The 11,936-nt window shown below is 71.8% G+C and carries 10 protein-coding genes and 1 pseudogene; 7 read left to right on the forward strand and 4 right to left on the reverse strand.

The window, feature by feature from the left end; genetic code table 11:
• Positions 1-13: 13 nt before the first annotated feature.
• Positions 14-1,667, reverse strand: a pseudogene (locus tag CJ022_RS05500) (proline--tRNA ligase).
• Positions 1,668-1,761: 94 nt separating this feature from the next.
• Positions 1,762-2,166, reverse strand: coding sequence for a DUF4124 domain-containing protein (locus tag CJ022_RS05505; protein ID WP_101925670.1), 405 nt, complete (start codon positions 2,164-2,166; stop codon positions 1,762-1,764).
• 103 nt (positions 2,167-2,269) lie between these two features.
• On the opposite strand from CJ022_RS05505, the gene pssA reads away from it, so the two are divergent.
• From pssA to CJ022_RS05525, 4 genes are all read left to right on the forward strand, one after another.
• Positions 2,270-3,046, forward strand: coding sequence for a CDP-diacylglycerol--serine O-phosphatidyltransferase (gene pssA / locus CJ022_RS05510; RefSeq protein WP_101925671.1), 777 nt, complete (start codon positions 2,270-2,272; stop codon positions 3,044-3,046).
• Positions 3,043-3,318, forward strand: a complete 276-nt coding sequence (locus tag CJ022_RS05515; RefSeq protein ID WP_101925672.1) for a hypothetical protein — start codon at positions 3,043-3,045, stop codon at positions 3,316-3,318. The genes pssA and CJ022_RS05515 overlap by 4 nt, the downstream gene beginning before the upstream one ends.
• Entirely contained in the window at positions 3,315-3,809 is a 495-nt protein-coding gene (rimI, locus tag CJ022_RS05520) for a ribosomal protein S18-alanine N-acetyltransferase (protein ID WP_101925673.1), read from the forward strand. Before CJ022_RS05515 ends, rimI begins: the two co-directional genes overlap by 4 nt.
• 100 nt (positions 3,810-3,909) lie before the next feature.
• Entirely contained in the window at positions 3,910-4,698 is a 789-nt protein-coding gene (locus tag CJ022_RS05525; protein ID WP_101925674.1) for an NYN domain-containing protein, read from the forward strand.
• 138 nt (positions 4,699-4,836) lie between these two features.
• Here CJ022_RS05525 and CJ022_RS05530 read toward each other — a convergent pair whose 3' ends face one another.
• Positions 4,837-7,035, reverse strand: coding sequence for a primosomal protein N' (locus CJ022_RS05530; protein ID WP_101925675.1), 2,199 nt, complete (start codon positions 7,033-7,035; stop codon positions 4,837-4,839).
• 434 nt (positions 7,036-7,469) lie between these two features.
• Here CJ022_RS05530 and CJ022_RS05535 point away from each other — a divergent pair, with 434 nt between their 5' ends.
• Positions 7,470-8,468, forward strand: coding sequence for a hypothetical protein (locus tag CJ022_RS05535; protein WP_101925676.1), 999 nt, complete (start codon positions 7,470-7,472; stop codon positions 8,466-8,468).
• Positions 8,455-9,093: a DUF3106 domain-containing protein gene (locus tag CJ022_RS05540; RefSeq protein WP_158238359.1), complete on the forward strand. Its 639-nt coding sequence runs from the start codon at positions 8,455-8,457 to the stop codon at positions 9,091-9,093. The genes CJ022_RS05535 and CJ022_RS05540 overlap by 14 nt, the downstream gene beginning before the upstream one ends.
• Before the next feature lie 7 nt (positions 9,094-9,100).
• Here the strand turns inward: CJ022_RS05540 and CJ022_RS05545 are convergent, their stop codons facing one another.
• Positions 9,101-10,261 carry a DUF3667 domain-containing protein gene (locus CJ022_RS05545; RefSeq protein WP_101925678.1) on the reverse strand — a complete coding sequence of 387 codons (1,161 nt, stop codon included), beginning with the start codon at positions 10,259-10,261 and terminating at the stop codon, positions 9,101-9,103.
• Positions 10,262-10,448: 187 nt separating this feature from the next.
• On the opposite strand from CJ022_RS05545, the gene CJ022_RS05550 reads away from it, so the two are divergent.
• Complete coding sequence (locus CJ022_RS05550) at positions 10,449-11,819, forward strand: MATE family efflux transporter (RefSeq protein ID WP_101925679.1); 1,371 nt, start codon at positions 10,449-10,451, stop codon at positions 11,817-11,819.
• Positions 11,820-11,936 lie beyond the last annotated feature (117 nt).

The following is an 11,936-nucleotide window of genomic DNA, read 5'->3' on the forward strand; positions in this document are numbered from 1 at the left end:
GCGTGGGGCCGGATCAGCCGGCCAGGCGCGCGAAGACTGCTGAGCGGTCGAGATTCTCCGATTCGCCGGCGTTGCGCGCGCGATATTCGAACGTGCCCGCGGCGAGTCCGCGGCTCGACACCACGACCCGGTGCGGGATCCCGATCAGCTCGATATCCGCGAACATCGAGCCCGGACGCAGGCCGCGATCGTCGAGCACCACGTCGTGGCCGGCTGCGGCCAGTTCGCGATACAGCGCGTCGGCGGCCTCCAGCACCTCCGGCTCGTTCTTGGGATTGATGATGCAGACCGCGACCTGCCACGGCGCCATCGCGGCCGGCCACAGGATGCCGTTGTCGTCGTGGTTCTGTTCGATCGCCGAGGCGACGATGCGCGACACGCCGATGCCGTAGCAGCCCATGAACGGCACGACCGCCTTGCCGGTCGCATCGAGCACCTTGCAGCCCATCGCTTCGGCATATTTGCGGCCCAGCTGGAACACGTGCCCGACTTCGATACCGCGGACGAGTTTCAGTTCGCCGCCGTCCTCGGCGCGATCGCCCGCGACGACGTTGCGCAGGTCGCCGACGACGTCGGGTTCGGGCAGGTCGCGGCTCCAGTTGACGCCTGCGAGATGGACGCCGGCCGCATTCGCGCCGACGACGAAATCCGCCATCGCGGCGACCTCGCGGTCGGCCACCACGCGGATCGGCTGCGCCGGCGACACCGGGCCGAGGAAGCCGGGCGCGCTGCCGAGAAACTCGAGAATCTCGGCCTCGGTCGCCATGCGGTAATCGGCGAGGCCGTCGAGTTTTGCCAGCTTGATGTCGTTGACCGAATGGTCGCCGCGCACCAGTGCGAGGACGAACTGCTTGCCGGCCATCAGGGCGACGGATTTGACGGTGCGCGACAGCGGGATGTCGAGCAGCGCGGCGACGTCCTCGCAGGTCTTCTGCGTCGGCGTGTCGACGCGGCGCAGAGCTTCGGTCGCGGCCGGGCGCGCGGCCGGCGTCGCGGCGCGAGCAGTCTCGACGTTGGCCGCGTAGTCCGAGCCGGTCGAGAAGGCGATCGCGTCCTCGCCCGAATCGGCGAGCACGTGGAATTCCTGCGACGCGTCACCGCCGATCGCGCCCGAATCCGCCTGCACCGCGCGGAACTCCAGGCCCAGGCGGGTGAAGATGCGGGTGTAGGCCGCATGCATGGTCTGATACGACGCGGCCATGCCGGCCTCGTCGATGTCGAACGAATACGCGTCCTTCATCAGGAATTCGCGCGCGCGCATGACGCCGAAACGCGGCCGGATCTCGTCGCGGAACTTGGTCTGGATCTGGTAGAAGTTCACCGGCAGCTGCTTGTAGCTGGCGAGCTCCGCGCGTGCGAAATCGGTGATCACTTCCTCGTGCGTCGGGCCGTAGCAGTACCAGGCGTCCTTGCGGTCCTTGATCTTCAGCAGCTGCCCGCCGAATTTCTCCCAGCGTCCGGTTTCGTCCCACAGCTCCTTCGGCTGCACCGACGGCATCAGCAGTTCGACCGCGCCGGCGGCATCCATTTCCTCGCGCACGATCGTCTCGACCTTGCGCAGCACCCGCAGGCCCAGCGGCGGCCTTGAGCATCAGCTTGTGGCTGATGACTTCGGCTTCGGCGGGCGTTTCCTTTTCGGTACGGAGGTGGAACTGCGACAGGCGCATCGGCGGCATCTGGCTCGGACGAGGGCCGGCCATTGTGCCACGCGACTCCGCCGCGACCCGCGCTGCGGCGCGGATGGACGACGCTCCTGCCGGGTCAGCTGCAGTAGGCGCGGACCGCGGCCTGGGCCAGCTCCAGCTGGTTGCTGCGTTCGGCCGGATCGAGCGTCCGCGCCGTGCCGTCCGCGCCGGTCTGGCTGACCGGTGCCTCGCCCTGCAGCGCGACGATGTTGGCGCGGGCGAGTTCGCACTGCGACGTCGCCTGGCCCGCGGCGTCCGCCACGCTGGCGACCGGCGCCGCGGCGGGCGTGGCCGCGGCGGTGGCGGTCGACGCGCCGCCGGCGCTGACGTTGCGCAGCGTGAACTTGGTGCCGGCCGGTGGCGGTGTCTGCGAATAATGGGTCACGCCCCGCGCATCCTTCCAGCTGTAGACCTCGCTGGCGGCGAGGGGCAGGGCGGCGACGGCGAGCAACGCGACGACGAGGCAGGGCAGACGACGCATGGCGGGCTCCGGAGGCGCGCAGGAAAGTCGCGATTCCAGCACTCCCGGGCGACGCGCGCAACCGCCGCGGCGACGCCGCGCTCCCAGGCGCTACACTCGCCGGATGAGCGCACCCGATCCGACCCCCCGCCGTGGCCGCGGCATCTATCTGCTGCCGAACCTCTTCACGACCGCGGGACTGTTCGCGGGTTTCTTCGCGATCATCGCCGCCTCGCAGGGCCGGTTCACCGCGGCGTGCATCGCGATTTTCGTCGCCGGCATCCTCGACGGCATCGACGGCCGCGTCGCGCGGCTGACCAATACCCAGAGCGAATTCGGCGTGCAGTACGACTCGCTGGCCGACCTCATCAGTTTCGGCATGGCGCCGGCGCTGGTGATGTATCACTGGGCGCTGCTGTCGCTGCGGCTCGACGGCACGACCCTCGGCAAGATCGGCTGGCTCGGTGCGTTTCTCTATGCCGCGTGCGCGGCGCTGCGGCTGGCGCGCTTCAACAGCCAGGTCGCGACGGTCGACAAGCGTTATTTCATCGGTCTCGCGAGTCCGGCCGCGGCCGGCGTGATGGCGAGTTTCGTCTGGACCTGCCACGAACTCGGTTTCGTTGGCGAGGAACTGCGTTTCTTCGCGCTGGCGGTGACCGTGGTCTGCGGCCTGCTGATGGTCAGCCGGATCCGCTACAGCAGCTTCAAGGGCGGTGGCACCGGCCCGCGTTCCGATCGCGTGCCGTTCGTGGCGCTGGTCGTCGCGGTCGGCGTCCTGATCGCGCTGTGGATCGATCCGCCCAAGACCCTGCTCGCCGCGGCGACGCTGTACGCGCTGTCGGGCCCGGGGCTGTGGCTGTACCGCCGTCGCCGTACGCCACCGGCCGAGCCGACCGCGTGAGCTGGGACGGCCTGCAGTGCGCGGTGCTGGATGCGCTCGGGCACACGCGCTACACCGTGCAGTCGGGCGCGCCCGACGCGCCCCCGTTGCCGGACGATCCGCTGCTCGATGCGCTGCTGCAGGCGGCGGGCCGCGACCGCGCGGCCGACGATGCCGGTGCTGTCTACCGCAGCGTCGGTTCCCTCGCGGCGCTGCGGCAGGCGCCGGCCAAGCGCGCGCTGTGGCCCACGCTGCGGCGTCTGCGCGCCGCACGGGGACGCGCCCCGCAATGAGCGCGCGCGCCAGCGGAACGCCGGCCGCCGCATCGGCGCTGCGGCCGATGCGTGTCGACGATCTCGACCTCATCATGCCGATCGAGCGGCGCGCGTATCCGTTCCCGTGGACGGTCGGCATCTTCCACGACTGCCTGGCGGCGGGCTATCCCGCGTGGGTGCTGCACGACGCCGACGGCATCCTCGGGTACGGCGTGCTGAGCATCGCCGCCGGCGAAGCGCACGTGCTCAACGTCTGCATCGATCCCGAGGCCCAGGGGCGCGGCCACGGCCGGTTGCTGTTCCGCGCGCTGGTCGACATCGCCCGGCGCCACCAGGCCCAGCGCGTGTTCCTCGAAGTGCGACCGTCGAACCCGCATGCGATCGCGCTGTACCACGACGAAGGGTTCAACGAGATCGGCCGGCGCCCGCGTTACTACCCGGCGCACAACGGCCGCGAGGACGCGATCGTCATGGCGCGGGAACTGTTCGAAGGCCCCTGGACAGCCTAGGCGCGCCTGCGCCCGGTCCCGTGTCGCGGCGCATGCGTCCGCGGCCGCGCCTACACTGTGCGGTGCGCCAAGCGCCTCTTTTCCGCACGACAGGACTGACATGAGCGACCCCCGCCTCGATTCCGAAAAACGCATCGCGCTGCTGATCGATGCCGACAACGCGCCCGCCGCGAAGATCGACGTGATCCTCGCCGAGGTCGCCCGCCACGGCGTCGCCAACGTGCGCCGCGCCTACGGCAACTGGAAGAGCCAGCACCTGTCGGGCTGGGAGAAGGTGCTGCACGAATACGCGATCCGGCCGATCCAGCAGTTCGCCTACAGCACCGGCAAGAACGCGTCCGACATGGCGATGGTCATCGACGCGATGGACCTGATGTACGCGCGCAACCTCGACGGTTTCGCGATCGTGTCCAGCGATGCCGATTTCACGCCGCTGGTCATGCGCCTGCGCAACGACGGCTACAGCGTCTACGGCTTCGGCCAGGAAAAGACGCCGACGCCCTTCGTCAAGGCGTGCTCGACGTTCCTGTATCTGGAGAAACTCGGCGCATCGGTCGACGACGACAGCGGCGGCGCGATCAAGCCCAAGACCGCCGCGCAGCTGCAGGCCGATCGCGAGCTGGTGCAGCTGCTGCGCAGCGCGGTGTCGTCGGGCGCCGACGATGCCGGCTGGTCGCATCTGGGCACGGTCGGCAGCCACGTGCGCAACCAGGGCTCGTTCGACGCGCGCAACTACGGCTACCGCAACCTCAGCGCCCTGATCGAGGCGATCGATCTGTTCGAGGTGCGACGCGCCGGCCAGGCGGTGGAAATCCGCGAGGCGCCGAAGGCCGCGGCGACGTCCGCGTCGCGATCGCGCGGGCGCAGGACGAAGAAGGCGACCGACTGAACGTCAAGTGCCATCGAGCCCGCTGCGCATGAGTCGGAGCTCAGGTTCCGATAGGAGCGCCCTCGCGCGCGATTGCCTCGCTTGATGGGACGCAGGTCTGGCGGCGTCGCGCCTGCATGCCGCAGCACGAGGCGTGCCTCAGTACAGATCCACCGGATCGACATCCAGCGACCAGCGCGTCTTGCGCGCGGTCGGCAGGGCGTGGATGTCGACCAGCGCGGCGTCGAGCACGCCGTGCAGGTCGCGACGCTGCGCGGCCGTCAGCAGCAGTTGCGCGCGGTAGAGGCCGGCGCGGCGCGGCATCGGCGCGGCGACCGGGCCGTCGATCCACACGGCGGGCTGCGCGGGATCGCCCGTGCGCGCGCGAATATGCGGCGCCAACGCCTGGCGCACCGCGTGCAGGAATGTCATCGGCGGCTCGGCGTGCGTGGACTCGGCGCGCAACAGGGCCAGCGGCGCGAACGGCGGGAACCCGGCGGCCTCGCGTTGCTGCAGTTCCTCACCGGCGAAGGCGTGGTAACCGCCCTGGATCAGCGTCTGCAGCAGCGGGTGCTCGGGATGATGGGTCTGCAACAGCACCAGACCCGCCTTGTCGGCGCGACCGGCGCGGCCGGCGACCTGGATCAGCAGTTGCGCGAGTTTCTCACTGGCACGGAAATCCGCCGAGAACAGGCCCTCGTCGATGCCGACGACGGCGACCATCAGGATGCCGGGCCGGGTGCCGAGATCGTCGAAGATCTTCGCCAGCGCGTCCTTGCCGCGGGTGCTGCCGCGATCGATGCGCAGCACCGGTACGTCCGTGAAGCGTGCAGCGAGCAGTTCCTCGATGCGTTCGGTGCCGACGCCCTGCGGCTGCAGGCCCAGACTGGCGCAGTCGGGGCAGGACAGTGGCGCGCTCGCGCGGTGGCCGCAATGGTGGCACTGCAGGCGGCGCCCGCTGGCGTGCACGGTCATCGGCCGCGCATGCTCGGGCGTGCTGCAGCGCGGACAGTGCGCGCTCCAGCCGCAGTCGTGGCACAGCAGGACCGGCGCGTAGCCGCGGCGGTTCTTGAACACCAGTACCTGGCCGCCGGCCGCGAGCGCGCCGGCGATCGCCGTCAGCAGGTCCGGCGACAGGCCGGCCTCGAGCGGCCGCTTGCGCACGTCGAGCACGCGCACGACCGGGGGCCGCGCCGCGCCGGCCCGATGCGACAGCCGCAGGTGCCGGTAGCGGCCCGCGACCGCGTTCTGCAGCGATTCCAGCGACGGCGTCGCGCTGCCTAGCAGCACCGGCACGTCCAGCGCCTTGCCGCGCACCAGGGCGAAATCGCGGGCGTGGTAGCGGATGCCGTCCTGCTGCTTGTAGCTGCCGTCGTGCTCTTCGTCGATGACGATCAGGCCGGCGTCGGGGAGCGGGACGAAGATCGCCGAGCGCGTGCCGACGACCACCCGCGCCTCGCCGCGCAGCGCAGCGGCCCAGACGCGCGCGCGTTCGGCATCGTTGAGGCCCGAGTGCAGGGCGTGCACGGGCACGCCGAGGCGCGCGCGGAAGCGCGCCAGTGTCTGCGGCGTGAGGCCGATCTCGGGCACCAGCACCAGGGCCTGGCGACCGCGCGCGAGGCAATCGGCGATCGCCTGCAGGTAGACCTCGGTCTTGCCGCTGCCGGTCACGCCGTCGAGCAGGAGCGCGGCGAAGCCGCTGCAGGCGCGCACCGCATCGGCCGCCGCGCGCTGTTCGTCGTGCAGGGCGGGGCCTGCCTGCGGCACCGGGACCAGTTGCGAGGCGGGGATCGCGATCCGTTCGACCAGGGCACGCGCCGCCAGGGTGCGCGCCGCGCTGCGCCAGCCGGCGAGCAGGGGATCGAGCGCCTCCTCGTCGCGCGGCGCGGCCTGCAGCAGCTCGGCGAACCGGCGTGGGCGGCCGCCGGCCTTGAGCCCGGGCAGCGCGGTCGAGCCGGCTTCGGTCAGCCGCCACGCCCAGGCATGGGTCTCCGGCAGCGCGTCGCCGCGCCGCAGGCTGGCAGGGAGCGCGGTCGCCAGCACTTCGCCGAGCGGCGCATGGGTATAGCGCGCCAGCCAGCGCAGGGAGTCGGCCAGCTCGCCGCGCAGCAGGGCGGCGTCGTCGAGCCAGGCCAGCGCCGCGCGCAATGCCGGCGCATCGGGGCCCTGCAGCGCGACACCGGGCGGCTCGACCGCGGCGACGACTCCCACCAGCTCCCGCGGCCCGAACGGCACGCGCACGCGGCGGCCGACATCGGCCGCAGAGGGGACATCGCCCGCCGTCGGGGCGCGGTAATCGAACAGGCGCGGCAGCGGCACCGGCAGCGCGACGCGGAGGATGCGATCGGGGATGGACACCCCCGGATTCTAGCGACTGGGGCCGGCGTCGCGGCACGCGTGGCAGCTTGCAGGCCTTACCTGTCGGGCTCCGCATGTATCGGCCGCAAGTGCCGGATGCGAAAGGAGGTTTGTGCTTATCCACACGACCTGTGGATAAGCCTGTGCATGAACGCCTGCGCGAGGATCGAAGTGCCGGATTGCAGGCCCTCGCCGATGGTTTGGACAAAAAAGTGCCAAACGGAATATCCTTATTTCTATCAACAGGTTATCCGTGAAACATGATTGTCATGCGGCGGCGCAAGGCTTGGACTTTCAGCGAAATGACAGGGTTGTGAACCCTGTGCACAACGTTTCCCCTAGAAAACAGCTGTGGAACGTCATCGGTCCGGTCTGTCAAGGCGCGGATGCGACCGCGGTCTCGTTATGATTCCCCGTCCGCACCGCAGTTCCCGATGACCACAGCCACCCCGTCGCCCCCGCCCGGCCTGTCCTCCGCCGTCACCGCCTTCCTGCGCGGCGTGGAGCGGCGCGCGGCGTTGTTCGCGCAGTGGCAGTGCGGCGACATCGAGACCGGCGATGCCGCGCTGGCCAACGCGATGGCCGATTTCACCGGACTCGCGGCGACCGCCGTCTTCACCGAATGGCCGCGGCGTTTCTGGGGGCTGCTGCTGGCCGCGCCGGCGCTGCGCGCCCCGGCGCCGCTGGCCGGCGACGGCCTGCCTGCGCTCGAGGGCCTCAGCGGCGGCCCGCGGGTCACGGTGCTGCTGCGTCTGGTCGCGGGCCTGACCGAACACGACGCGGCGACGGTGCTCGGTGTGTCACGTGCGACCTATCGCCTGGGCCTGCAGCGCGCACTGCCGCACCAGGGCGACGGCGCCCCCGATGCCGCCGCGTGGCGGGCGCTGGCCGACACGGTGCAGGGCGCGATCCGCGCGCTGCCGCCGGACCGGCTGACCCGGCTGGCGGCGATGCGCGAGGCCGCGTTGCACGGCGCGGTTCCGGAGTTGCGGCGGTTCCCGATCGCACGCCCGCAGGCGGACACGCCCGATGTGTCGACGACCGACATCGCCCCGCCCGTCGACGCGCCGCGTCCGCGCTGGGTGTTGCCGGCCGTGGCCGCCGTCGCCGTCGCGACGGCGCTGGCGCTCGCGGCGACCTGGTGGTGGCCCTGGAGCGCGGCGCAGCGCGGCGACGACGACATCATCCGGGTCGAACCGCTGGGCGAGGCCGCCGAGCCGCAGGCGCGTTTCGACGACGCGCTATCCCTGTTGACCGAGCGCGACCTGGAACTGCTGCTCGAACCCGATACCGCTGCCTGGCGCACCGACCCGGCCTTCCATGCATGGCTGGCCGTGCATCTGGACGTGCCCGTGGTCGTCGAGGACGTCGACACGGCCGCGCCGCCGCCGACCGACACCGCCGAACTGGAGACCACCGATGCCGGCCTCTGACCTGCGGCGCCCGCGTCTCGCGCTCGCGGCCGTCGCGCTGCTCGCGTGCACCGGTGCGTTCGCGCTGCCGGCCACGATCGCCGGCTGGGACGCGCTGCCGGCGCCGGACCGGACGCGCCTGACCACGCGCGCCGCGCGGCTCGATGCGATGACGCCGGCGCAGCGCCAGGCGCTCGCGGCGCGCGTCGCCGAATGGCACGCGCTGCCCGATCCGGAACGTGCCCGCCGCCGCGAAGCCTGGCAGGCCGTGCAGGCCCTGCCGCATGCCGAGCGCATGCGCCTGCAGGCCGCGGAAGCGCGCTACGCGGCGCTGCCCGGGGACGAGCGCCTGGCGCTGCGCGCGCGTTTCGACGCACTCGATCTCGGCATGCAACGCGGCTGGTTGCTGGGGCCGACGCTCGGCGCCGCGTGGCCGGGCCTGCATGCGCTGTTCACGGCGATGCCGGCCGACCAGCACGACGACGCGGTGCTGGCGCTGCGGGCGATGTCGGCGCAGGCCCGCGACGATCTGGCGGTGCTCGCGCAGCGCACCCCGCCGCAGGAGCGCGAGGCATTGCGACGCGAGTGGCTCGCGGTCCCCGTGGACCAGCGCGACGCCTGGCTGCGCGACCGCGTGACGCCCTGAGCCGACGCTACAGCGCGTACAGCGCGTAGCCCGCCATCGGCACCGCGACGCTGAGGAACAGCGCGAAGTAGAGCTGGCCGATCACCGCGAACTTCACCAGCGTCCACGGCCACGACTGGCCGTAGACCCGCTTCTGCATCACCAGCAGATACACCGGCATCGCCCACAGCAGCAGCGCCTGCAGCCAGCCCAGGCCACGCGCGGCCCAGGCGGCGCGCGGGGTCAGCCACGGCGTGACGAGCGCGCAGACGAACACCAGCAGCAGGCCGAGCATCAGCGCCGCGTGGCTGTAGAGGCCGATGACCACGTGTTCGAGGTAGAGCCGCCGCTGGAACACGTAGAACAGTTTCAGCAGCACCGCGAACAGCGGCATCAGGATGAACAGCGCCGTCGGCGCGACGCCGAGCAGCGCGGCGCTGAAGGCGCCGGGGTCGTTGCGCAGGCGCGCCAGGTTGCGTTCGATGCGCTCGCCGACGGGGCCACCGATGGTCGGCGGGTTCCGGCGTCCGGACGCCGCGTCGCCATCGGGTGCAGCGGTCGGGGTGGATCCCGCCTCCGCGGACGGGGTGGCCTCGGGCGTCGCCGTCCCGGCCGCGGCGGCCGCGATCTCGTCGCCCGGTGCCAGCGCCTCGATGCGCTGGCGCGCCTGGTCGCGGACCAGGTCTTCTGCGGCGGCGAGCTGCGGCGTGGCGCCGGGAATGGCACCGGTAATGCGCCGCGCTTCGGCGATGTCGGCCAGCGCGGATTCGCGCAGCGCGACGACCTCGGCGACCGTTTCCGCCTGGTCGAAATCCTCGCGGGTGTCGGTGGTCTGCACCACGCTGCCGGGATCGAAACCCAGCATCGCGTCCTGCACGACGAACTTGGCGACGAAGAAGGTCAGCAGGGTCAGGATCACGAACAGCCGCATCGGCGCGACGTAGCGCACGCGGTGGCCGGCGAGATAGCGCTCGGCGATGCGGCCCGGTACGAACAGGTCGCGCACGGTGCGGAAGATCCGCCCGTCCAGATGCCAGAAGGATTCGAACACTTCCTCCACCGCATGCCCGACGTGGCGCACCGGACTGTGCGTGGACTGGCCGCAGCGGTGGCAGAAGTCGCCCTGCAGCGGCGTCTGGCAGTTCTCGCAGGTCGCGGCTGCGGCATCGGTGGCGGGCGCGTGGGACATGCGGAGGCGGTTCCTGGGCAAGGTGGCGCGGGGCGAGGGCCGCGTGGCGGCCGCCGGAGGCGCGGGCCGATCCGGTGGATTCCCCCGGCCTGCGCATTCACGCTTAAAATACCGGTCCTGCGCGCCCCGGCGCCAGCGCACGCACCGGTCCGTACGCGCTGCCGAAGTCGCCCGATCCGCCTGTCCTATGTCCGCCTCTCCCGATTTTCCGCGCTTCGGCTCCGAAGTGCGCCGCACTGCCGTGCTGGCGGCGCCGCTGGTGCTCGGCCATCTCGCCACCGGCCTGATCGGCTTCGTCGACAGCGTCATCGCCGGCCACCACGGCACCACGACCCTGGCCGCGGTCGCGGTCGGCACCGCGATCTTCTGGCTGCCGATGATGATCCCGATGGGCACGCTGATGGCCCTGCCGCCGTCGGTCTCGCAGCTCGACGGCAGCGGCCGGCAGGCCGAGGTCGGCCCGCTGTTCCGGCAGGCCCTGTGGCTCGCGGCCGCGCTCGGCCTGCTGCTGTTCGCGATGCTCACGCTGCTGGTCGGCGCGCTCGGCCCGCTGGGCATCGCGCCGGAAATCCTGCCCGGCGCGAGCGCCTTCCTGCACGGCATCCGCTGGGGCGTGCCGGCGCTGACGCTGTACTACTGCATGCGCTACCTCAGCGACGGCCTGCACTGGACGCTGCCGACGATGGCCTTCGGCTTCGGCGGTCTGCTGCTGCTGATCCCGATGGGCTACGTGCTGGCCTTCGGCTGGGGGCCGTTCGCCGAGCGCGGCGCAGGCGGGCTGGGCCTCGCGTCGGCGCTGATGATGTGGGCGCAGGCGCTGGCGTTCGCGGTGTATCTGGCGGTGTCGAAGCGCTTCGCCGCATTCGGGCTGTTCACCCGATTCGATCCACCGCGGTGGCCGCCGATCCGCGGGCTGCTGCGCACCGGCCTGCCGATCGGCGTGACGGTGACGATGGAAGGCAGCCTGTTCGTCGTGACCGCGCTGCTGATCGGCCGGCTCGGCCAGATCGAGGCCGCCGCGCACCAGATCGCGATCAACGTCGCGGCGCTGTGTTTCATGATTCCCTTCGGCCTCGCCGAAGCGACGACGGTGCGCGTGGGGCACGCGCTCGGACGCGGCCTCGGCGCGCGCGGCGTGCGCCAGGCCGGGTTCGCCGGTCTGGTGCTGGTGCTGGCGACGCAGACCGTGTCCGGCATCGCGCTGCTGCTGGGGCACGACCACGTCGTGCGGATCTACACCCAGGACGCCGCGGTGGTGACGCTCGCCGGCGCGCTGCTGCTCTACGCCGCCGCGTTCCAGTTTCCCGACGGCATTCAGGTGCTGTCGGCCGGCGCGCTGCGCGGCCTCAAGGACACGCGGATGCCGATGGTGCTCGCGGGCATCGCCTACTGGGGCATCGGCATGACGCTCGGCGCGTGGCTCGGGCTCGGCCTGGGCTGGGGGCCGCAGGGCATGTGGATCGGCCTGATCGCCGGCCTCACGGTCGCCGCGGTGTTGCTGGGCGCGCGCTTCCTGCGGTCGAGCCGCCGGGTCGCGGCCGGCGTGCCACCGCACTGAATCCCAGCACCGTGCCGCCGCGGCACGGTGACGTCAGGCCCATGCATTCGGCGTGGCGGCCCGGTACGCTGCCTGCGTGGATCGGCCATCGGGGCCGGCGGCCGTCGTCGCGACGCG

It is taken from the genome of Luteimonas rhizosphaerae (genome assembly GCF_002849595.1).
GTDB classification, from domain to species: Bacteria; Pseudomonadota; Gammaproteobacteria; order Xanthomonadales; family Xanthomonadaceae; genus Luteimonas; species Luteimonas cellulosilyticus.